This window comes from Sodalis sp. C49 (assembly GCF_046352915.1).
GTDB lineage: Bacteria > Pseudomonadota > Gammaproteobacteria > Enterobacterales > Enterobacteriaceae > Acerihabitans.
On sequence record NZ_CP163303.1, the window covers coordinates 4,677,887 to 4,698,635 of the forward strand.

Below are 20,749 nucleotides of genomic sequence, written 5' to 3' on the forward strand. Positions count from 1 at the left end.
GGCGGCCGTTTTTTTCGCCCGGCGGGATTCACCTTGCCGGCTTCATCTTTACTTATCGCCGCCGGCGCTTCATTATCGCGGGAGATACGGGGCGGCAGCGATATGGGCAGGGGATGGACAGGATACTGAAAACCGGGGCGTTCGCCTTGGGATTGTATAGCGCGTTGAGCTATGCGACGCCAAAAGACGAACAGATCAAAACCGATTGCGCGCGCCTTGACGACTATGCCCAGGCGGGCAATACGGCTTATCAGCAGGGCCATATGGCGCGCGCGGTGGATGAGTTTACCGCCCAGGCCGCCTGGAGTGAATTTTGCCGTTTGCCCTCCGCGGCCATCGCGACCGCCTATAATAACGTGGCGCTGGCGCTGATCCACGCCGGCGAGCCGTTAAAGGCCGCGGCCTGGCTTTCCCTGGCGCCGGATGACGACAAAACCCGCACCAACCTGGCGCTGATCCAGCCGGTGCTTGACCGCCTGCGCCCGGCACTGGCCGCCACCCCGATGGGCACCTACTGGCGCTACGCCGGTAAAGGGGTATGGAGCACCGTTTCGGTACAGCCCGAGGGCGAGGCGTGGAAAATCAGCTTTAACGGCTTTTATATGCCGGTGATGGGGATGTACTACGGCCCGAATATGGGCGAGTTTTCGGTGGTGCAATCACTTGACGGCGGCCATGGCGTTTATCGCCAGGACGCGCAGGCGGACGGGTCGTCCTGTCAGGTCAACATGACCTTTACGGCTAATGCGGCGCACCTGGAAACCGTCTCGGGCGACTGCGGGTTCGGCATGAACGTGCGGGCGGACGGCGATTTTCAGCGGGTCTCGCTCTACTGAGCACGCAGCGGTATTGGCGCCGGCCGCGGCGCGTGTTATTTTAACAATATTATAACGATTAGCCCGGCAATAACATTACGGCCCTTTGGCCGCGCCCCTCTTTTCCCTACCGTACCGTCCTCATTATCGCTACATAACCTTTCCGGCCCGCGGGCGGGATGATGTATAGGAGTCTGTTATGCCTGTTGCTCTTCTGGCCCTGGCGCTGAGCGCGTTCGCCATCGGGACGACTGAATTCGTCATTATGGGCCTGTTGCCGCAAGTGGCGGAAAGCCTGGCGGTATCGCTGCCGGACGCCGGCTGGCTTATCAGCGGTTACGCCATCGGCGTGGCGGCGGGTGCGCCCATCATGGCGATGCTGACCGCCCGGCTGCCGCGCAAAACCTGCCTGGCGCTGCTGATGGTGATATTTATTATCGGCAATGCCCTGTGCGCCTGGTCCTACGATTACGGTCTGCTGATGCTGGCCAGGGTGATCACGGCGCTAAGCCACGGCGCCTTTTTTGGCATCGGCGCGGTGGTGGCCGCCGGGCTGGTGCCGCCGCACCGGCGGGCGTCGGCGGTGGCGCTGATGTTTACTGGTTTGACCCTTGCCAATGTGCTGGGGGTGCCCGCCGGCACCTGGCTTGGGCAGCTGTACGGCTGGCGCGCGACGTTCTGGGGCGTCTCGCTCCTGGGCATCGTGGGATTTGTCGCCCTGCTGGCCAGTCTGCCGCCGCAGCGCGATGCGGCGCCCGCCGACCTGGCCCGGGAATTCGCCGCGCTGCGCAATGGCCGCCTGCTACTGTCGCTGCTGATGACGGTGTGTTTCGCCGCCGCCATGTTTACGCTGTTCAGCTATATTGCGCCGCTGTTGTTGCAGGTGACCGGGGTCAGCGATCGGGGGGTCAGCTGGACGCTGTTTTTAATCGGCGCGGGTTTAACGCTGGGCAACCTGATTGGCGGCCGTCTGGCCGACTGGCGGGTCTCCTTCAGCCTGATACTGAGTTTTGCCCTGATCGCGGTGTTCTCGGTGATGTTTTACTGGACCAGCCGCGCGCTGCTGCCGGCGGAAATCACCCTGTTCTTTTGGGCGCTGGCCACCTTCAGCACCATCCCGGCGCTGCAGATTAACGTGGTGGCGCACGGCGACGACGCGCCCAACCTGGTATCGACGCTGAATATCTCCGCGTTCAATATCGGCAATGCGTTTGGCGCCTGGGCCGGCGGCAAGGTGATCGCCACCGGGCTGGGACTGACCGCGGTGCCGCTGGCCGCGGCGGCGATGGCGCTGTGCGGGCTGCTTGTGTGCCTGCTGACCTTCGCTCGTTCTCCCGGCCGGCCGGTGGCCGCATAACGTGGCCGGCGGCGGCCCCCCCGGCGAATGAACGGGGACCGGGTTACGACTGTGCCAGCGCGGCGTCCAGCCGGGCGGGAACGGCGGCGGCAAACGTATGCAGGTAATTGATAAAATGGCTGACCAGGGCCGATGCCGGACGGTGCAGCGGCCGGATCAGGCTGACCGTGAACGGCACCTGATGACTGAAGGGGCGTAATACCACGCCGCCGGCGGCGTAATCCAGCGCGGTCAGCGGATTGACAATGGAAATGCCGACCCCGGCGCGTACCATCGCGCACACCGACGCGGCGCTATGGGTCTCCACCACCATGCCGCGCTCCACGCCTTCCTGGCTGAACAGCCGATCCAGCAGCTGGCGGTAGCTGTCGGTGGCCGACAGGCTGATATACGGCAGACGGTGAAAATCCTGCGGGGTCAGGCGCTCCCGCCGGGTCAACGGGTGTCCGGCGGGCAGCACGCACACCTCGTTAAGGGTCATCAGGGTCTCGCGCCCGGTGCCCGCGGGGGTAAAGGTATTTTCCGTCAGGCCGATATCGTGGCGCTGGGCGGAGAGCCATTCCTCCAGCAGCGGCGACTCCTGCGGCACCACGCTCAGGCTGACCGCCGGATGACGGTCGAAAAAATCCCGGCATACCAGCGGCAGCAGCGATTGGGAAAACACCGGCAGGCAGGCCACCGACAGCTGCGCCTGGCGGAACTCGCGAATGGCCTGCGCGGCGCTGACAATACGATCCAGCCCGTAATAGGAGCGCTGCACCTCTTCAAATAGGCGCAACCCTTCGCCGGTGGGTTTCAGCCGGCCTTTAATCCGCTCGAACAGCGTCATGCGCAGCAAATGCTCGAAGCGCGCCAGCTCCCGGCTGACCGTGGGCTGCGAGGTATGGAGCAGCGCCGCCGCCTCGGTAAGATTGCCGGTGGTCATCACCGCGTGAAAGATATCGATATGTCGCAATGAAATTGCCGCCATAATACCGCTCCCGGCCCCTAAACCCATATCATAGGTGAATAGCTGACGCTAAAATAGATATTTTATCGATAGCCAGTAATAGATAAAAATAGGCTCAAAGCGGTAACACCGACGGGAACCCCATGCCACATAACCTTTTTCACACCCAAAGCGCGCTTAACGCGGTCAATTTGCGGCAACTGGCCCGGCAATACGGCGGCCCGGTGTGGGCCTATGAAGCCGAAGTGATTAGCGAGCGCATCCGCCAGCTGCGGCAGTTCGACGTGATTCGTTTTGCCCAGAAGGCCTGCTCCAACATCCATATCCTGAGCCTGATGCGCGAGCAGGGGGTAAAGGTCGATGCCGTGTCCCTGGGTGAAATCGAGCGGGCGCTGGCGGCGGGCTACCGCCCGGGACAACAGCCGGCTGATATGGTGTTCACCGCCGATGTCTTTGACCGCCCGACCCTGCAACGGGTGGTGGAGCTCGCCATCCCGGTCAACGCCGGTTCGGTGGATATGCTGGAACAACTGGGGCGGCATTCGCCCGGGCATGCGGTATGGCTGCGCATTAACCCCGGCTTCGGCCACGGCCATAGCCAGAAAACCAATACCGGCGGCGAAAACAGCAAGCACGGGATCTGGTATGCCGACCTGCCGCTGGCCATCGCGCAAATCCGGCGCTACGGCTTAAAGCTCGTCGGCCTGCATATGCATATCGGATCCGGCGTGGATTATGACCATTTGCGCCAGGTCTGCGCGGCGATGGTGCGGGAAGTTATCGCCTCCGGCCAGGATGTCCACGCCATTTCCGCCGGCGGCGGGCTGTCGGTGCCGTACCGGTTTGGCGAGGAGGCGATCAACACCGGGCATTACTTTGGCCTGTGGGATGCCGCGCGCCGTGAAATCAGCGACCATCTGGGCCATCCGGTGACGCTGGAAATCGAGCCGGGGCGTTTCCTGGTGGCGGAATCCGGCGCGCTGGTGGCGCAGGTGCAGGCGGTCAAGGAGATGGGCAGTCGCCATTTCGTGCTGGTGGACGCCGGTTTTAACGACCTGATGCGCCCGGCGATGTACGGCAGCTATCACCATATTTCGCTGATCCCGGCCGACGGCGGCGAGCCGGACGGCCGGGCGGAAATAGCGACGGTGGTGGGCGGCCCGTTGTGCGAATCGGGGGATGTGTTTACCCAGTTGGCCGGCGGCGGCATCGAGCCGCGGCCATTGCCCGCCGCCCGGGTGGGCGATTACCTGGTGTTCCATGATACCGGCGCCTACGGCGCCTCAATGTCATCCAATTACAATACCCGCCCGCTGCTGCCCGAAGTCTTGTTCACGCAGGGCCGCCCGCGCCTGATCCGCCGCCGCCAGACGCTGGATGAGCTGCTGGCGCTGGAACGCTTGTAACCCAAAACGGCGGGGTCTTCGCCGGCGGCGCGGCGGTACCCGGGAACTCAGGCTTTGCTGCGCCCGGCCGCCGGCAACGGCGCCGCGGCCGCGGTGTCGGACGCCATGGGGCGATAGGCAATATAATAGACCAGCGCGACAAAGATGGCGCCGCCGGCGGCGTTGCCCAGGAACACGCCGGGGAAGTTGCCCCAGTACTGCGCCCAGGTCGCCTGCCCGGCAAAAATCGCCGCCGGAATCACGAACATATTGGCCACCACGTGCTGGAAGCCGAGATCGACAAACGCCATGATCGGAAACCAGATACCCAGGATCTTACTGGCCACATCCTTGCCGCTGTATGCCAGCCATACCGCCAGGCTCACCAGCCAGTTGCAGCCGATGCCGGAAATAAAGGCGTGCAGGAAATCGGCGGAAATCTTTGCCTGGGCGGTGGCCGCGGTTTTGGCCAGGAACGCGCCTTCGGTCAGGCCGAGCACGTGGCCGAAAAACCACGCAATCAAAATGCTGCCGGCGAAGTTGGCGACGGTAATCCAGAACCAGTTGCGTATCAGCGACATAAAAGAGATTTGCCGCGCCAGCCAGGCAATAGGCAGCGTCATCATATTGCCGGTCAGGAGTTCTCCTCCGGCGATAAGCGTCAGCACCAGCCCCACCGGGAACACCGCCGCCCCTAAAAAGACGCCGAACGACCCCCAGTCGGCGGGCAGGCTGGCGGTCACATGGATATCCAGCATAAAACCTATCGCGATATACGCACCGGCCAGACAGCCGAGCACCAGTAAATAGGGGAGCGGCGCGCGGCTTTTGGTGGCGCCCGTTTGCACAGCGATTGCTGCGACTTCTTTAGGAGAATGAAACGACATGGTAGTTTATATGTTAAAAGAAAGTGGTGATTCGCATCATATCCTCCCCCCGCGGCGAAGCCAACGGTTGGCCGCTAAAAGAGTGTTAAAAATTAAAACACCGTTCTGCACCGACATGGCCGCGGGCTTCAGGCCGCGCCGGCCATTCGCCGCCGGCGCGGCTTAAGGCCCGTGCGGATCAGCGCGCGGCCAGGTCCGCCAGCTCGCGGCGCAGCAGGATAAATTCCTGCGCCAGATCCTGGCACAGCATGGCGGTCATCAAATGATCCTGCGCGTGGACCATGATTAAATTGACCGGCACCTTGCCCGTCCCCTCATCCAGCCCGATAAGCCGCGTCTGGATGGCGTGGGCGCGGCGCGAGGCCTGGCGCGCCGCGTCCATCCTCTCCCGCGCCTCGTCCCAGTTGCGTTCCCGCGCCGACTGGATGGCGCTCATGCTCTCGGAACGGGCTTCGCCGGCGTTAATCAGCAATTCCATCACGGTTTGTTCAAAATCTTCCATTCGCCACCTCTATTGGTATACCAAATTTGGTAATTTCATCATATTGGAATTCCAATGTTGGCTTGTGAGAGCATGATCACAGAAAATAAATTCAGTTACGCTAGTTTTTGGTATGCCAAACCCACAATAAAACCTGCCGGCTACCGGCAAACGTGCATATCAATAGGCTTAACTCACTGATGATGAGGTGGTGTCATGTCATTTAAGGATCGTATGATCGATTCTCTGGGATCGTTTGCCACTAAATTTAATAGCTTTCGCTATATTATGGCGATCAAGGCGGCATTTATTACCTTAATGCCGGTCATCATTGTCGGCGCGTTTTCGGTGTTGATCTCCAATATGGTGCTCGATCCGGTTAACGGCCTCGCCAGTTTTAGTTTCTTCGCGCCGCTGGCGACGCTCAAGCCTATTATGAGCAGTATTAACTACGCCACCCTGAATTTTTTAACCATCGGCGCGGTATTCCTAATCGGTATTGAGCTAGGCCGGCTTAATGGGTCACGCACCTTATTTCCCGGGCTGCTGGCGGTAATTTGTTTTATCGCCGTCACGCCGACCACGCTGCAGTTAATGGTCGGCGACCAGATGATGGTGGTCAAGGACGTGCTGGCGCGGCAGTTTTCGGATACCAAGAGCCTGTTCCTCGGCATGTTTATGGCGATTTTATCGGTGGAGGTTTATTCGCGCCTGGAAAAGGTGGATAAATTCCGCATCAAGATGCCGGATACCGTGCCGCCCAATGTGTCCGCGTCTTTTACCGCCCTGATCCCGGCCATTATTACCGTGCTGCTGCTGGCGACCTTTGGGTTCGTCTTCCAGCGCGTGACCGGCATGTATCTGTACGATGCGGTATATAAGGTGGTACAGCAGCCGCTGGAATCGGTGGTGCAAAGCCTGCCGGGCATCCTGGTGCTGATGTTCGTCGCCCAGATGTTCTGGGTCATCGGCATTCACGGCAACCAAATGATTAAGCCGATTCGCGAACCTTTATTGCTCGGCGCCATTACCGTCAATATGACCGCGTTTGAACAGGGCAAGGATATTCCCAATATCATTACCATGCCGTTTTGGGATGTGTATATGAGCATCGGCGGTTCCGGCCTGACCATCGGATTATTAATGGCGGTATTGTTTACATCCAAGCGCAAGGAGATGAAAGAAATCGCTAAATTATCCCTTGGTCCCTCGGTGTTTAATATTAATGAACCGGTGATCTTCGGCATGCCGATCATGCTTAATCCGATCCTGGCCATTCCTTTTATTATTACGCCGCTGGTCACCGGCACCATCGGCTATTTCGCCACCAGCCTGGGTTTTGCCGACAAGGCGGTGGTGATGGTGCCCTGGACCACGCCGCCGCTGATTAACGCCTGGCTGTCCACCGCCGGATCGATGGGCGCGGTGATTACGCAGTTGTGCTGCATCGTGGTGTCGTTCCTGATCTATCTGCCTTTTGTCCAGGTGGCGTCGCGCCGCGCGGACCAGGCGCAGCTGGCGGCGGAAATGAGCGAAGCATCCCGCGCGCAAACCCTTAAGTCATCGTGAGGACGGACATGAGCAAGGTTAGCATCGCCATCCCGGCGGATTTTATCCTGGGCGCCGCGGCGTCCGCCTGGCAAACCGAGGGCTGGAGCGGCAAGAAGCCGGGCCAGGATTCTTATCTCGACCTGTGGTACCAGCAGGACCGCCACGTCTGGCATAACGGCTATGGTCCGGCGGTGGCCACCGATTTTATCCATCGCTACGCCGAAGACGTGGCGCTGATGAAGCAGGCCGGGCTGACGCATTACCGCACCTCGATCAACTGGTCGCGTTTCCTGGTGGATCACGAGCAGGTGATTGTCGATGAAGACTATGCGGCCTATATCGATAATTTTCTTGATGAGATGATCAGGCAGGGTATTGAGCCGATGATCTGCCTGGAGCATTACGAACTGCCGGCCTGCCTGTTGGAACACTATGGCGGCTGGCAGTCGAAGCGGGTGGTGGAACTGTTTGTCCGTTACGCGGAAAAAGTGTTCGCGCGTTATGCCGGCAAGGTGAAGCGCTGGTTTTCCTTTAACGAGCCGATCGTGGTGCAGACCCGGGTTTACCTGGATGCCCTGCGTTATCCCTATGAACAGAATACCCATAAATGGATGCAGTGGAACCATCATAAAATCCTCGCCACCGCCCGGCTGGTACAGTTGTTTGAAGAACAAGGCTACCGGCGCGGCGGCGGATCGCTCGGGGTTATCCTTAATCCGGAGGTGACCTATGCCCGTTCCAGCGCTCCCCATGACCAGCGGGCGGCGCATCTCTACGATCTGTTTTATAACCGGGTATTCCTCGATCCGCTGCTGCTGGGCGTCTATCCACCGGAGTTAATGGAACTGCTGCGCCACCATGGGGTCGACTGGCGGTACGACGCGCAGGAACTGGAGATTATCCGCCGTTATCCGGTGCATGAGGTGGGGATTAATCTTTATTATCCCCATCGGGTCAAGGCCCCCAGCCGCCAGTGGAATGACAATACCCCGTTCCATCCGGCATATTATTATGAGCCGTTCGAGCTGCCGGGACGGCGGATGAATCCCTCGCGCGGCTGGGAAATCCATCCCCGGATTGTCTATGACATGGCGCAGCGGATGAACCGCGATTATCCGGATATGCCCTGGTTTATCGCCGAAAACGGCATGGGCGTTGAACATGAGGAACGCTTTAAAGACCCCGCCGGCGTGATCCAGGATGATTACCGCATCGACTTTATCGCCGAACATCTGTACTGGGCGTTAAAAGCCCGGGAGGAGGGCGCGCGCTGCCTGGGTTATATGCTCTGGGCGTTTACCGATAATGTTTCGCCGATGAACGCGTTTAAAAACCGCTATGGTCTGATTGAAATCGACCTGCAGCAACAGTTGCGCCGGCAGCCGAAAAAATCCGCCGCCTGGTTCGCCCGCTTAAGCGCTACCCGCACCCTGGCGTTAACGCTCGATGACGAAGATAAATAAGAGGAATACCTATGAAACGTATCGTCCTGGCCTGTTCCGCGGGCATGTCCACTTCGCTGGTGGTGACCAAAATGGAAAAGGAAGCGGCCAGCCGCTCCCTGGAATACAAGATTTACGCCATCCCCGAACAAAATCTGCGCGATGAGCTGCAAACGTTCGGCAACGATATCCTGGTCGTGTTGCTGGGGCCGCAGGTGCGCTTTAAGCTTGTGGAAAACAAAAAGCTGACCGATGAATACCAGATCCCCATCGCGGTAATCGATTCGGTGGCCTATGGCACTTTAAACGGCGCGAAAGTACTCGATCAGGCCCTGGGTTTGTTACACTAGCCCGCGCGCCGGCAAACGGCAGGAAGCAAGCCTGCCGTCCTGTCGCGGGCATATCGTGTTTCAGGCTACGCGTTAACGGGCGAGGGGAAGAAGGTGTGATGTTGCAGGAAAAAAAACAGTATCAGGAAATTGGCCGGGATCTGCGGCAGAAGATCCAGTCAGGTCATTACCCGATCGGTACGCGTTTGCCCCCGGAGCGTAATATTGCGGAAACCTACGGCGTCAGCCGCACCATTATCCGCGAGGCCCTCCTGATGCTGGAGCTGGAGGGGGTGGTGGATATCCGCCAGGGTTCCGGCGTATATGTGATACGCATTCCGGGCGGGGACACCGAGGGAACCCATTACCTTGAAAGCGAGGTGGGGCCGTTTGAACTGCTGCAGGCCCGCCAGCTTCTGGAGAGCAATATCGCCGCGTTCGCCGCCAAAATGGCCACCAAAATGGACATTGAAAACCTGCGCCGGACGCTGGAGCAGGAGCAGCGCGATATCATTACCAACGAGCGCAGCGAGAACAACGATAAGCTGTTTCACGAGCTGATTGCCGGCGCCACGCAAAACCAGATGCTGCTGGAAACGGTAAAATCCATCTGGCTGCGGCAGGAATCCAGCGCGTTGTGGCAGCAGCTCTACAGCCATATTGATACACGGTCCCTGCGGCTGCGCTGGCTGGCGGATCATCAGAATATTCTGGTGGCCCTGCGCCGGCGCGACGTGATGGCCTCCTACCAGTGCATGTGGCAGCATATGGAAAGCGTCAAAAACACCCTGATGGAAATTTCCGATGCCGATGCGCCGGAATTCGACGGCTTTTTGTTTGAATCGGTGCCTATTTTCCAGGGAAAACTGGTCTGATGCCGGTGGTGATTGCCCCGCTGGCGGACCATGCCCGGCATAAAGAACAGGTGACCGACTGGCTATGGCGCGCTTTCGGCCACGGCGCCGGCCGGGGGTTCTATGCCGCCATCGTCGACAATGGCATGCGCCGGGACGGCCTGCCGATCACCTTTATCGCCCTTGACGACGGCCGCCCGGTGGGCACCGTGGGCCTGTGGCGCAGCGATCTGTTGAGCCGCCAGGACCTCACCCCCTGGCTGGCGGCGCTGTATGTCGATGAAGCATACCGGGAGCGGGGCCTGGGACGGCAGCTGCAGGCGTTTGTGCAGGATTTCAGCCGCCGGGCCGGTTTCGGTTCCCTGTATTTGTATGCCACTTTTACCGGCTATTATGAACGCCACGGCTGGGACTATATCGGCGACGGGATCGAATATCCCGATATGCCGGTGCATCTCTATCAGCTGCGCGCGGACGCGCGGTAAATCCGCGGTCGCCGCTTAAGGCGGCGGCGCGACCGAGTGACGCCTTACCAGGGTCGGGCTGAAGGTATTGGTCACCTCCGGCAGCGGGTCCCCGTTCGCCAGCGCCAGCGCCAGCTGCGCCGCCTGGGTGGCCATCGCCACCACCGGATAGCGGATAGTGGTCAGGCGCGGTCGCAGGTAACGTGAAATCAGCACATCGTCAAAGCCGACCAGCGAGATTTGCTCCGGCACGTCGATACCGTTATCGCTGAGGACCGCCAGCGCGCCGGCGGCCATGGAATCGTTGTAACAGGCGATGGCGGTAAAATTACGCCCGCGCCCCAGCAGGCTGGTAATGGCCTGCTCGCCGCCCACCTCGTCGGGTTCGCCGTAGGCGATAAGCTTCTCATCCACCTCGATATCATGATCCTTCAGCGCATCCAGATAGCCCTGCAATCGATCGGTGCTGTCGGAAATGGGATGGCTTGAACAGATAAACGCAATGCGCCGGTGGCCCTGCTGAATCAGGTGGCGGGTGGCCAGCCAGGCGCCATAACGGTCGTCGAGGGCCACGCAGCGGCTGGCATAGGCCGGCAGAATACGGTTAATCAGCACCATGCCCGGAATATGCGCCATCAGGGCGTTAAGCTCCTCTTCGGGGATCATCTGCGCATGAACCACCAGCGCGGCGCAGCGGTGGCGGATCAACTGCTCGATGGCCTGCCGTTCCTGCTCCAGGATATGGTAGCCGTTGCCAATCAGCAGAAAGTTACCGGTGCGATAGGCTACCTGCTCCACCGCCTTGACCATGGCGCCGAAAAAAGGATCGGATACGTCCGAGACGATAAGCCCCACCGTTTCGGTGGATTGCTGCGCCAGCGCCCGGGCATTGGCGTTGGGATGATATTGCAGCTCTTCCATGGCGCCAAGCACCGCCTGGCGGGAATTGTCGCTGGCCTTCGGTGAATTATTGATAACGCGCGAGACTGTGGCGACTGATACACCCGCCAGTTTAGCTACATCCTTTATGGTGGCCATATCGCTTACAAGCTCTCAATAGGGTAATCGTTTACATTATTAAGTTTTACGGAAAAAGCCCGCCGATGCAAGGCGTTGGCGCACAGCTTTGGTGATCGCTGCGGGATAAATGAAAATTATCGCCGCGACTGATTTTCTGCTTTGTGGCGGGGGGGCGATTAATGTTAGTTTTATGTTTCAATTCCTGAACAAGACACCAATAGCATGGCTATTTCACGTTTCCCCCATCTGGCCCATTGGGGGGCGTTTACCGCAGTGGTTGAGGACGGCAGGTTAATCGGCTGCGAGCCCTTCGCCGGCGATCCGGACCCGTCGCCGCTGCTGGACTCCATCGCGCCGATGCTGTACTCGGACCAGCGGATCCGCCAGCCGGCGGTGCGCCGCTCCTGGCTGCAAAAAAGGGAGCGCAGCGACGGCGCGCTGCGCGGCCGGGAAGCCTTTGTCAATGTCAGCTGGGATGTGGCGCTGGACCTGATTGCAGATGAGAACCGGCGGGTGCGCGATCGCTACGGCGCGTCCGGCATTTTTACCGGCTCCTACGGCTGGTCTTCCGCCGGCCGGGTCCATCATGCCCGCTCGCTGGTCAGGCGCTTTTATTTTGCCGGCGGCGGGGCGGTAGACCAGGCGGGCAACTACAGCTGGGGCGCCGCGCAGTTTTTCCTGCCGCATGTCATCGGCACCTTCAGTCCGTTAACCGGGCGCGTCACCGCCTGGCCCAGCGTGATTGCGCACTGCCAGCTGTTTATCGCCTTTGGCGGCCTGGCGCTGAAGAATGCCCAGGTTTCGTCGGGAGGCGCGGCCGAGCACACGCTGAAACCCTGGCTTAAGCAACTGGCGGCTAAAGGCACGCCGGTTATCAATATCAGTCCGACCCGTGATGATTGCCCGGCGTTCCTCCAGGCGGAGTGGATCCCCATCCGGCCGAATACCGACGTGGCGCTGATGCTGGCGCTGGCCTATGAAATCCAGCGCCTCGGCGCGCAGGATGACGCCTTTCTGGCCCGCTATTGCGTCGGATATCAACAGCTGGCCGGCTATCTGCGCGGGCAGGATGACGGCATCGGCAAAACGCCGGCCTGGGCCAGCGCCATTACCGGCATACCCGAGGCGCGCATTGCACGCCTGGCGCGCCAGCTTATCGGCGTGCGCAGTTTTATGACCTGTTCTTATGCCGTCCAGCGAGCGCACCGGGGCGAACAACCCTATTGGATGGTGATTGCCCTGTCCGCCATGCTGGGCCAGGTTGGCCTGCCGGGGGGCGGTTTTGCCTTCGGCCACGGTTCGATGAACGGCGTGGGCAATCCGCGCCTGGACGCCCAGGCGCCGACCCTGCCGCTGGGGCCGAACGCCGCCGCCGGCCTGACCATTCCCGTGGCGCGCATCGCCGATATGCTGCTCAATCCCGGCGGACATTACACCTTTCAGGGCGAGGACCGGCGCTATCCGGATATCCATATGATCCACTGGGCGGGCGGCAATCCCTTCCATCACCATCAGCAGCTTAACCGCCTGCTGGCGGGCTGGAGCAAACCCGATACCGTGGTGGTGCAGGATATCTGGTGGACGCCGGCGGCGAAGCTTGCCGATATCGTCCTGCCGGCGACCACCACCCTTGAGCGCAACGATATCGGCGGGTCTTCGCGCGACAGTTACGTGCTGGCGATGCATAAGGCCGTGGAGCCGCGGCATCAGGCGCGTAACGATATGGATATCTTCGCCGATCTGGCCGATCGCCTGGGCTATCGCGCGGCATTTACCGGCGGACGGGACGAACAGGACTGGATAGAGCATCTCTACCGCCAAAGCGCCGAATCCCACGCCCGCGCCGGCCATGCGTGGCCGGCGTTCGCGCAATTCTGGCGGGAAGGCCATATCAAGGTGCCCGCGCCCGCGCAGGATTTTATCCTGCTGGGGGATTTTCGCCGCGACCCGCTCGCGCATCCGCTGAAAACGCCGAGCGGGCGCATCGAGCTGTTCAGCGCCGCCATCGCCGGTTTTGGTTATGCCGATTTCGCCCCGCATCCGCAATGGCAGCCGCCGGCGGAATGGCTGGGCAGCGCGCTGGCCGCAACCTATCCGCTGCATTTGATTAGCCTGCAGCCTAAAGATCGGCTGCATAGCCAGCTTGATCCCGCGCCCCTGGCCCAGGGAAATAAAACCGCCGGCAAGGAGACGCTCCATATTCATCCCGACGATGCCCGCCGCCGCGGCATCCAGGACGGCGAAATAGTGGAGGTGTATAACCAGCGCGGCCGGATCCTGGCGGGCGCCAGGCATAATGACGGGGTGGCGCCCGGCGTTATCCTCATGGCCACCGGCTCCTGGTTTTCGCCGGGGCGGCAGGGCGATGAGGCCGGTATTGAACAGTCCGGCAATCCCAATGCGCTGACGCTGGATATCGGCACCTCGCCGCTGACCCAGGGCCCCAACGCCATGGGTTGCCTGGTGGAGGTGCGCAGGCGGTAAGGCTGAACGCCGTCGCCGCCGCCGGCCGTGACCGCATTGTTTTAGACGGTCCGGGCGATAACCTGGCCGAATGGAATCAATGATGGGGTAAATTTTACAGTTGGTTTCATTTCGAGCGGTAATCTTGCGATTATGCGGTAGTGTAATCGGGTGACGGACTATAGAGTAGGTACTCCCAGAGGTATTGATTGGTGAGAAATCAGCATACTCTGTATGTTGAAACCATTTCAGTTGCACCAACCTACGCGGATGCGTAGGTTTTTTTTTGCCCGCGCTTTTCAGTTCCCGCCGCACGCTATTGTTATCCCGGACTTTATGTATGACCGCTTTTAGGTTGTAATACCTTTTGTGCGCCGCTTTTTTTTCTCTTCACCGGTTACCAGGCAAAAGGACCACATTATGCAACAGGCAACGTTGGTAAATGAATACGGCCAGCCTATCGGCGCCCGGCTTGCGGACTGGCAGTCCCGTCCGCTGCCGCAAAAAATTACCCTGGCCGGGCGTTTTTGCCGCCTGGAGCCGCTGGCGTTAACCCATAGCCCGGCGCTGTTCAGCGCCTGGCACAGTATCGCCGACGAACGCGACTGGACCTACTTTTCCCGCCGCCGGCCGGCGACCCCCGCCGCGTGCGATGCCCTGATCGCCGCCAATGCGGCCAGCGGCGATCCGCTGTTTTACGCGGTCATCGACCAGGCCACCGGGCTGGCGGCGGGCTCGGTGGCGCTGATGCGCATCGACCCGGCCAACGGCGTGCTGGAAATCGGCTGGGTTAACTGGTCGCCGCTGATGAAACGATCGCCCTGCGGCACCGAAGCCATCAGCCTGCTGCTAAGCTATAGCTTTGACACCCTGGGTTACCGGCGCTGCGAATGGAAATGCCATAGCCTGAACCAGCCTTCCAACCAGGCGGCCCGCAGGCTGGGGTTTCAATACGAGGGCACCTTCCGCCAGGCGGTGGTGGCCAAAGGACACAATCGCGATACCTGTTGGTATTCCATTATCGACAGCGAATGGCCGGCCGTCGGCCGGGCGTTGCGGGCCTGGCTGGATAGCGATAATTTTAGCGCCGAAGGCAGGCAAAAGCGGCCGCTGGCGGATTTCAGGTCCGCAAACCAATAAGGAGATGGTATGCTTTTTTCTGTGTTGCGCCGGCTGTTCCGGCTGCTTTATCGGGTGGAACTGGTTGGCGATACGCGGGTATTGCAGCAGCCGAAGATCATGATTACCCCGAATCATGTCTCGTTTATGGACGGTATTCTGCTGGCGCTGTTTTTGCCGGTAAAACCGGTATTCGCCATTTATTCCACGATTACCGACGTATGGTATATGCGCGTGGTAAAACGTTATGTGGATATCCTGCCGCTCGACCCCACCAAGCCGCTCAGTATTAAACAGCTTATCAAGTATGTCGGCAGCGGCCGGCCGATTGTGGTCTTCCCCGAGGGGCGCATTTCGGTCACCGGGTCGCTGATGAAAATCTACGATGGGGCGGCGTTCGTTGCGTCCCGTTCGGGCGCAACGGTGGTGCCGGTCTGGCTGGATGGGCCGGAACTGACGCCGTTCAGCCGCATGGGCGGCATCATCAAGCGCCACTGGTTTCCCAAAATCACCCTTCATCTGCAGGCCCCGGTGTCCCTGCCGATGCCCGCGGCGCCCAGGGCGCGCGATCGCCGCCGGCTGGCCGGCGAGAACCTGCATCGCATCATGATGGAGGCGCGCATGGCCTCCCGGCCCCGGCAGACGTTGTATCAGGCGCTGCTGGCGGCGGCCCGGCGCTATGGCGTCGGCAAGCCCTGCATCGAGGATATCGCCTTCAGTCCGGACAGTTATCGCGGATTATTGAAAAAAATCTTCGGCGTCAGCCGGATTCTCGAACGTTTTACCGCCCGCGGCGAGCATGTCGGCCTGCTGCTGCCCAACGCCACCATTACCGCCGCCGTTATCCTCGGCGCCGGTCTGCGCGGACGCATTCCCGCGTTGCTGAACTATACCTCCGGCGCCAGCGGCATCAACAACGCGCTTAAAGCCGCCACCATCAATACTATCGTCACTTCCCGCCAGTTCCTGGACAAAGCCAAGCTGGCCGGCCTGCCGGAACAGGTCACCGGGGCGCGCTGGGTCTATCTGGAGGATCTGAAAGATCAGGTGACGCTGCGGGATAAGCTGTGGATCCTTGGGCATTTACTGTTCCCGGACCGGGCCGAGGTGGCGCAACAGCCCGGCGACAGCGCGCTGGTGCTGTTTACCTCCGGCTCGGAAGGCACGCCGAAAGGCGTGGTCCATTCCCATGACGGCATCCTGGCCAATATCGAGCAAATCCGCACGGTGGCCGATTTCACCCCGCGTGACAAATTTATGTCGGCGCTGCCGCTGTTCCATGCGTTCGGCCTCACCGTCGGTTTGCTGACCCCGCTGCTCACCGGGGCGCGGGTGCTGCTTTATCCGAGCCCGCTGCATTATCGCATTATTCCCGAGCTGGTTTACGACCAGAACTGTACCGTGCTGTTCGGCACCTCCACCTTCCTGGCGCAGTACGGCCGTCTGGCCCACCAGTATGATTTCGCCCGGGTGCGTTATGTGGTCGCCGGGGCGGAAAAATTGTCCGAAAACACCCGCTTGCTGTGGCAGGAAAAGTTCGGCATCCGCATTCTGGAGGGGTATGGCGTCACGGAATGCGCGCCGGTGGTGGCGATCAATGTTCCGCTGGCGGCGAAGCCTCATACCGTCGGCCAGATCCTGCCGGGCATGCAGGCGCGGATCATCGCGGTGCCGGGCATTGAACAAGGCGGGCGGCTGCAGCTGCGCGGGCCCAATATCATGCGCGGCTACCTGCGGGTGGAACATCTCGGCATCCTGGAAACGCCGGCGGCCGACAACGAACAGGGGGTGCGCGAAGAGGGCTGGTACGACACCGGCGATATCGTCACCCTGGACGCCCAGGGATTTTGCGCCATCCAGGGCCGGGTAAAACGCTTTGCCAAGCTGGCCGGCGAAATGGTGTCCCTGGAAAGCGTCGAGCAACTGGCCCTGAAGGTATCGCCGGACGCACGGCACGGCGCATCCGCCAAAAACGATAAAGCCAAGGGCGAGGGCCTGGTGCTGTTTACCACCGATGCCGCGCTGACGCGGGAGAAGCTGTTCCAGCAGGCCCGACAGGACGGTATTGCCGAAATCTACGTGCCGCGGGATATCCGCCACCTCGACGCGCTGCCGTTGCTCGGCAGCGGCAAGCCCGATTATGTAGCCTTGAAAAAAATGGCGGAAGCCACGGAGCCACAGGGATGAACCCATCTGTAACCACTCCGGCGGGCGTATTATCCCGACCGATGCTGGCGGTCATGTCCGCGCAGTTTTTTTCTGCGTTTGGCGATAATGCGCTGCTGTTCGCCACCATTGCATTGATCAAGGAACAGCAATATCCGGCGTGGAGCCAGCCGGTGCTGCAAATGTTGTTTGTCGCCGCCTATATCGTGCTGGCGCCCTTTGTCGGCCAATTCGCCGACAATTTCGCCAAGGGCCGGGTGATGATGGCGGCTAATTCCCTGAAGCTTGCCGGCGCGCTGCTTATCTGTTTCGGTTTTAATCCGTTTATCGGTTATTGCCTGGTGGGGATTGGCGCGGCGGCTTACTCGCCGGCCAAATACGGCATTCTGGGCGAATTGACCCAGGGCGGGCAATTGGTCAAGGCCAACGGCCTGATCGAAGCCTCGACCATTGCCGCCATCCTGACCGGTTCCGTGGCCGGCGGGGTACTGGCCGACTGGCATCTGATCACGGCGCTGGCGGTCTGCGCCCTGACCTATGGCGTGGCGGTGGCGGCCAATCTGTTTATCCCGCGCCTGCCCGCGGCGCGCAAGGACAGCTCCTGGCATCCGGCGCGCATGGCGGGCCATTTCGGCACCGCCTGCCGCCTGCTCTGGCGCGACGGCTACACCCGCTTTTCCCTGATCGGCACCAGCCTGTTCTGGGGCGCCGGGGTGACCCTGCGTTTCCTGCTGGTGCTCTGGGTGCCGGTGGCGCTGGGCATTAACGATAACGCCACGCCGACCACCCTCAACGCCATGGTGGCGGTGGGCATCGTGTTCGGCGCCGGCGCCGCGGCCAGGCTGGTCACGCTTGAGACGGTACGGCGCTGCATGCCGGCGGGCATCCTGATGGGCGTGGTGGTGGTGGCGCTTTGCCTGCAACATCATTTGTTGCCGTCGTATCTGCTGCTGGCGCTGATCGGTATCCTGGGCGGCTTTTTTATCGTGCCGTTAAATGCGCTGCTGCAACAGCGCGGCAAGGAGAGCGTAGGCGCGGGCAATGCCATCGCGGTGCAGAATTTCGGCGAGAATATCGCCATGCTGCTGATGCTGGGGCTGTATTCGCTGGTGGTCAGGCTTGGCGTGCCGGCCGTGATTATCGGGGTGGGCTTCGGCGTCGTATTCGCGCTGGCGATTGCCTTGCTGTGGCTGACCACTCGCGCCGGCAAAACCGCCGGCTGAAGCCGTGACGACACGCGGAGCGACCGATAGCGCCGCTCCGTGCGGGTTAAGGCGCCGGGATGGTAAAGCGCTGATGGATGTTTTCCAGTTCGGCGATAATCTCGTCGTTTAACGTCAGTTCCAGGCTATCGAGATTGGTCTGTAACTGTTCCAGGGAAGTGGCGCCCAGCAGGGTAGACGCCACAAATGGTTGCCGGCGCACAAACGCCAGCGCCATCTGCGCGGGGTCAATGCCGTAGCGCTGCGCCAGCGCCACATATTCGGCAATCGCCTGCTGGGTATGGGGCGCGCTGTAGCGGGTAAAGCGGCTGAACAGCGTATTGCGCGCGCCCGCCGGTTTGGCGCCATTGAGGTATTTACCGGTCAGCGTGCCGAAGGCCAGGCTGGAATAGGCCAGCAGCTCCAGCCCTTCAAACTGGCTGATTTCCGCCATGCCCACTTCAAAACTGCGGTTCAACAGGCTGTAGGGATTCTGCACCGTGACGATGCGCGGCAGATCGTGCTTTTCCGCCAACTGCAGATAACGCATGGCGCCCCAGGGCGTCTCGTTGGAGATGCCGAGATAGCGGATTTTCCCCGCCCGTACCTGCTCGGCCAGCGCTTCCAGCGTTTCGAGTATGGTTACCGCCAGTTTTTCGTCGGTGTACTGGTAATTCAGTTTGCCGAAGCAGTTAGTGGCGCGCTGCGGCCAGTGCACCTGGTAGAGATCGAGATAATCGGTGCCCAGCCGCTGCAGGCTGGCGTCCAGCGCCATGCGGATATTCTTGCGATCCAGTATCTGCTGGGGCCGGATGCCGGCGTCATTGCCGCGCGTGGGGCCGGCGACTTTGCTGGCCAGGATCACCTTTTCCCGTCCGCCCCGTTGCTTAAGCCAATTGCCGATATAGGTTTCGGTCAGTCCCTGGGTTTCGGGGCGCGGCGGCACCGGATACATTTCAGCCGTGTCGATCAGATTCACCCCGGCGGCAACGGCATGATCCAGCTGCGCATGGGCATCGGCCTGCGTATTTTGCTCGCCAAAGGTCATGGTGCCCAATCCCAGAACGCTGACTTCTAGTGAACTATGGGGAATACGGTGATAATGCATTGAGGCTTGTTCCTTAATGTCTGAAAAGATCAGGCGTCAACAGGCGCCGCCCGATCAGACTATAACCAAGCCAGGGCGCGGGGAAAAGCGCAAAATGGGCGGGCGGGGATGTTTAACCGACAAGGGCGCCGAACGCTCAGCGCGCGATCATCTGCGATACCTCATTACCGTTAATCTGCATATCATTGCCCTGCTCGTCGGTATAGCGAATCAGGCCGGTGGACTTATCCAGTTTAGGTTTGCCCTGGGTCAAAATCATCCGGCCGTCCTTGGTCGCCATCACATAATCACTGGCGCAGCCCGATAGCATGACGGTGAATAACACCGCCGATACGATTGCCACTTTTTTATTCATGTTATGTCCATGTTAAGCATTGGATCAATTACGACGGGCGTGGCTGACTTTCTTATTCCTGAGAAGGTTCAGCGCCTCGACGCCCATAGAGAAAAACATCGCAAAATAAATGTAGCCTTTAGGTACATGAATATCAACGCTTTCGAGGATCAGGGTAAAGCCGATTAAAATCAGGAACGCCAGCGCCAGCATCTTGACCGAGGGATGGCGGGCGACGAACTCTCCTATCGGCCGCGCGGCGAACATCATCACGCCCACCGCGATCACCACCGCCGCCATCATGATAAACAGGTGATTGGACAGGCCGACGGCGGTGATCACCGAATCCAGGCTGAAGATAATATCCAGCAGCATGATTTGCGTGATGGCGCCGAGAAACGAACTGACATTGGTGCTTTGATCGGCTTCGCCCCCTTCCAGCGCCTGGTGGATCTCCCGGCAGGATTTCCAGATAAGGAACAATCCTCCCAGCAGTAATATCAGGTCGCGGATCGATACCTCGGTCGCGAAAACGGTAAACAACGGGTAGGTAAGGCGAATCACCCACGAAATGGACGCCAGCAGGCAAAGCCGCATGACCATGGCGCCGAACAGGCCCAGACGGCGGGCTTTGGCTTGCTGTCTCGCGGGCAGCTTGGCGACGACCAGGGAGAGAAAAATGATATTATCAATACCAAGGACGATTTCCAGAACAGTCAGTGTTCCCAGCGCCAGCCACGCATCGGGATCCACGATCCAATCAAACATTGTGATCCATTACCTAAATGTAAACGAAGCTTAAACGAATATTATAAACAGGTCC

General features: G+C 60.3%; 19 protein-coding genes. 12 read left to right on the top strand and 7 right to left on the bottom strand.

The features are described from left to right. The first annotated feature begins 113 nt into the window (after positions 1 to 113). Together ABUK12_RS21155 and ABUK12_RS21160 are read left to right on the top strand one after the other, a co-directional pair. The gene (locus ABUK12_RS21155; RefSeq protein ID WP_410013658.1) at positions 114 to 836 is read left to right on the top strand and encodes a tetratricopeptide repeat protein; all 723 of its coding nucleotides are present in this window, start codon (positions 114 to 116) and stop codon (positions 834 to 836) included. A gap of 178 nt (positions 837 to 1,014) precedes the next feature. After that, the gene (locus ABUK12_RS21160) at positions 1,015 to 2,172 is read left to right on the top strand and encodes an MFS transporter (RefSeq protein WP_410013659.1); all 1,158 of its coding nucleotides are present in this window, start codon (positions 1,015 to 1,017) and stop codon (positions 2,170 to 2,172) included. 43 nt (positions 2,173 to 2,215) lie between these two features. Here the strand turns inward: ABUK12_RS21160 and ABUK12_RS21165 are convergent, their stop codons facing one another. Beyond that, positions 2,216 to 3,142 carry a LysR family transcriptional regulator gene (locus ABUK12_RS21165; protein ID WP_410013660.1) on the bottom strand — a complete coding sequence of 309 codons (927 nt, stop codon included), beginning with the start codon at positions 3,140 to 3,142 and terminating at the stop codon, positions 2,216 to 2,218. Between the two features lie 122 nt (positions 3,143 to 3,264). On the opposite strand from ABUK12_RS21165, the gene lysA reads away from it, so the two are divergent. Further along, on the top strand, positions 3,265 to 4,527 hold the full coding sequence (lysA, locus tag ABUK12_RS21170; protein ID WP_410013661.1) for a diaminopimelate decarboxylase: 1,263 nt from the start codon (positions 3,265 to 3,267) through the stop codon (positions 4,525 to 4,527). 47 nt (positions 4,528 to 4,574) lie between these two features. On the opposite strand, the gene ABUK12_RS21175 is transcribed toward lysA, so the two are convergent. Then, positions 4,575 to 5,393: a formate/nitrite transporter family protein gene (locus tag ABUK12_RS21175; protein WP_410013662.1), complete on the bottom strand. Its 819-nt coding sequence runs from the start codon at positions 5,391 to 5,393 to the stop codon at positions 4,575 to 4,577. A 178-nt stretch (positions 5,394 to 5,571) separates the two neighbouring features. Continuing rightward, positions 5,572 to 5,895, bottom strand: coding sequence for a PTS lactose/cellobiose transporter subunit IIA (locus ABUK12_RS21180; RefSeq protein WP_410013663.1), 324 nt, complete (start codon positions 5,893 to 5,895; stop codon positions 5,572 to 5,574). A gap of 195 nt (positions 5,896 to 6,090) precedes the next feature. Here ABUK12_RS21180 and ABUK12_RS21185 point away from each other — a divergent pair, with 195 nt between their 5' ends. The 5 genes from ABUK12_RS21185 (at position 6,091) to ABUK12_RS21205 (ending at position 10,535) form a co-directional block, all read left to right on the top strand. After that, the gene (locus ABUK12_RS21185) at positions 6,091 to 7,443 is read left to right on the top strand and encodes a PTS sugar transporter subunit IIC (protein WP_410013664.1); all 1,353 of its coding nucleotides are present in this window, start codon (positions 6,091 to 6,093) and stop codon (positions 7,441 to 7,443) included. A gap of 8 nt (positions 7,444 to 7,451) precedes the next feature. After that, the gene (locus tag ABUK12_RS21190; protein ID WP_410013665.1) at positions 7,452 to 8,888 is read left to right on the top strand and encodes a glycoside hydrolase family 1 protein; all 1,437 of its coding nucleotides are present in this window, start codon (positions 7,452 to 7,454) and stop codon (positions 8,886 to 8,888) included. Between the two features lie 11 nt (positions 8,889 to 8,899). Further along, complete coding sequence (locus tag ABUK12_RS21195; RefSeq protein WP_410013666.1) at positions 8,900 to 9,217, top strand: PTS sugar transporter subunit IIB; 318 nt, start codon at positions 8,900 to 8,902, stop codon at positions 9,215 to 9,217. Between the two features lie 98 nt (positions 9,218 to 9,315). Next, the gene (locus ABUK12_RS21200; RefSeq protein WP_410013667.1) at positions 9,316 to 10,071 is read left to right on the top strand and encodes a GntR family transcriptional regulator; all 756 of its coding nucleotides are present in this window, start codon (positions 9,316 to 9,318) and stop codon (positions 10,069 to 10,071) included. After that, on the top strand, positions 10,071 to 10,535 hold the full coding sequence (locus ABUK12_RS21205; protein WP_410013668.1) for a GNAT family N-acetyltransferase: 465 nt from the start codon (positions 10,071 to 10,073) through the stop codon (positions 10,533 to 10,535). Before ABUK12_RS21200 ends, ABUK12_RS21205 begins: the two co-directional genes overlap by 1 nt. A 15-nt stretch (positions 10,536 to 10,550) precedes the next feature. Here ABUK12_RS21205 and galR read toward each other — a convergent pair whose 3' ends face one another. Beyond that, positions 10,551 to 11,552 carry an HTH-type transcriptional regulator GalR gene (galR, locus tag ABUK12_RS21210; protein WP_410013669.1) on the bottom strand — a complete coding sequence of 334 codons (1,002 nt, stop codon included), beginning with the start codon at positions 11,550 to 11,552 and terminating at the stop codon, positions 10,551 to 10,553. A gap of 204 nt (positions 11,553 to 11,756) precedes the next feature. Here galR and ABUK12_RS21215 point away from each other — a divergent pair, with 204 nt between their 5' ends. The 4 genes from ABUK12_RS21215 to lplT all read left to right on the top strand — a co-directional run bounded on the left by ABUK12_RS21215 (position 11,757) and on the right by lplT (position 18,505). After that, the gene (locus tag ABUK12_RS21215; protein ID WP_410013670.1) at positions 11,757 to 14,018 is read left to right on the top strand and encodes a molybdopterin-dependent oxidoreductase; all 2,262 of its coding nucleotides are present in this window, start codon (positions 11,757 to 11,759) and stop codon (positions 14,016 to 14,018) included. 399 nt (positions 14,019 to 14,417) lie between these two features. Next, entirely contained in the window at positions 14,418 to 15,137 is a 720-nt protein-coding gene (locus ABUK12_RS21220) for a GNAT family N-acetyltransferase (RefSeq protein ID WP_410013671.1), read from the top strand. 9 nt (positions 15,138 to 15,146) lie between these two features. Next, positions 15,147 to 17,303 (top strand): bifunctional acyl-ACP--phospholipid O-acyltransferase/long-chain-fatty-acid--ACP ligase, encoded by a 2,157-nt coding sequence (aas, locus tag ABUK12_RS21225; protein ID WP_410013672.1) that lies wholly within the window; start codon positions 15,147 to 15,149, stop codon positions 17,301 to 17,303. Then, positions 17,300 to 18,505, top strand: a complete 1,206-nt coding sequence (lplT, locus tag ABUK12_RS21230) for a lysophospholipid transporter LplT (RefSeq protein ID WP_410013673.1) — start codon at positions 17,300 to 17,302, stop codon at positions 18,503 to 18,505. Before aas ends, lplT begins: the two co-directional genes overlap by 4 nt. A 46-nt stretch (positions 18,506 to 18,551) precedes the next feature. Here lplT and ABUK12_RS21235 read toward each other — a convergent pair whose 3' ends face one another. The 3 genes from ABUK12_RS21235 to ABUK12_RS21245 all read right to left on the bottom strand — a co-directional run bounded on the left by ABUK12_RS21235 (position 18,552) and on the right by ABUK12_RS21245 (position 20,694). Beyond that, positions 18,552 to 19,592 (bottom strand): NADP(H)-dependent aldo-keto reductase, encoded by a 1,041-nt coding sequence (locus ABUK12_RS21235; protein WP_410013674.1) that lies wholly within the window; start codon positions 19,590 to 19,592, stop codon positions 18,552 to 18,554. 136 nt (positions 19,593 to 19,728) lie between these two features. After that, a complete protein-coding gene (locus ABUK12_RS21240) occupies positions 19,729 to 19,947 on the bottom strand; it encodes a YgdI/YgdR family lipoprotein (RefSeq protein WP_410013675.1) in 219 nt (72 codons plus the stop codon). Between the two features lie 24 nt (positions 19,948 to 19,971). After that, positions 19,972 to 20,694, bottom strand: a complete 723-nt coding sequence (locus ABUK12_RS21245) for a TerC family protein (RefSeq protein ID WP_410013676.1) — start codon at positions 20,692 to 20,694, stop codon at positions 19,972 to 19,974. Positions 20,695 to 20,749: the final 55 nt, after the last annotated feature.

What these genes read in the sequence shown, in the direction of transcription:
- ABUK12_RS21155 (WP_410013658.1), top strand. Translation starts at nt 114, where the DNA reads ATGGACAGGATACTGAAAACCGGGGCGTTCGCCTTGGGATTGTATAGC.
- ABUK12_RS21160 (WP_410013659.1), top strand. Translation starts at nt 1,015, where the DNA reads ATGCCTGTTGCTCTTCTGGCCCTGGCGCTGAGCGCGTTCGCCATCGGG.
- ABUK12_RS21165 (WP_410013660.1), bottom strand. Translation starts at nt 3,142, where the DNA reads ATGGCGGCAATTTCATTGCGACATATCGATATCTTTCACGCGGTGATG.
- lysA (WP_410013661.1), top strand. Translation starts at nt 3,265, where the DNA reads ATGCCACATAACCTTTTTCACACCCAAAGCGCGCTTAACGCGGTCAAT.
- ABUK12_RS21175 (WP_410013662.1), bottom strand. Translation starts at nt 5,393, where the DNA reads ATGTCGTTTCATTCTCCTAAAGAAGTCGCAGCAATCGCTGTGCAAACG.
- ABUK12_RS21180 (WP_410013663.1), bottom strand. Translation starts at nt 5,895, where the DNA reads ATGGAAGATTTTGAACAAACCGTGATGGAATTGCTGATTAACGCCGGC.
- ABUK12_RS21185 (WP_410013664.1), top strand. Translation starts at nt 6,091, where the DNA reads ATGTCATTTAAGGATCGTATGATCGATTCTCTGGGATCGTTTGCCACT.
- ABUK12_RS21190 (WP_410013665.1), top strand. Translation starts at nt 7,452, where the DNA reads ATGAGCAAGGTTAGCATCGCCATCCCGGCGGATTTTATCCTGGGCGCC.
- ABUK12_RS21195 (WP_410013666.1), top strand. Translation starts at nt 8,900, where the DNA reads ATGAAACGTATCGTCCTGGCCTGTTCCGCGGGCATGTCCACTTCGCTG.
- ABUK12_RS21200 (WP_410013667.1), top strand. Translation starts at nt 9,316, where the DNA reads ATGTTGCAGGAAAAAAAACAGTATCAGGAAATTGGCCGGGATCTGCGG.
- ABUK12_RS21205 (WP_410013668.1), top strand. Translation starts at nt 10,071, where the DNA reads ATGCCGGTGGTGATTGCCCCGCTGGCGGACCATGCCCGGCATAAAGAA.
- galR (WP_410013669.1), bottom strand. Translation starts at nt 11,552, where the DNA reads ATGGCCACCATAAAGGATGTAGCTAAACTGGCGGGTGTATCAGTCGCC.
- ABUK12_RS21215 (WP_410013670.1), top strand. Translation starts at nt 11,757, where the DNA reads ATGGCTATTTCACGTTTCCCCCATCTGGCCCATTGGGGGGCGTTTACC.
- ABUK12_RS21220 (WP_410013671.1), top strand. Translation starts at nt 14,418, where the DNA reads ATGCAACAGGCAACGTTGGTAAATGAATACGGCCAGCCTATCGGCGCC.
- aas (WP_410013672.1), top strand. Translation starts at nt 15,147, where the DNA reads ATGCTTTTTTCTGTGTTGCGCCGGCTGTTCCGGCTGCTTTATCGGGTG.
- lplT (WP_410013673.1), top strand. Translation starts at nt 17,300, where the DNA reads ATGAACCCATCTGTAACCACTCCGGCGGGCGTATTATCCCGACCGATG.
- ABUK12_RS21235 (WP_410013674.1), bottom strand. Translation starts at nt 19,592, where the DNA reads ATGCATTATCACCGTATTCCCCATAGTTCACTAGAAGTCAGCGTTCTG.
- ABUK12_RS21240 (WP_410013675.1), bottom strand. Translation starts at nt 19,947, where the DNA reads ATGAATAAAAAAGTGGCAATCGTATCGGCGGTGTTATTCACCGTCATG.
- ABUK12_RS21245 (WP_410013676.1), bottom strand. Translation starts at nt 20,694, where the DNA reads ATGTTTGATTGGATCGTGGATCCCGATGCGTGGCTGGCGCTGGGAACA.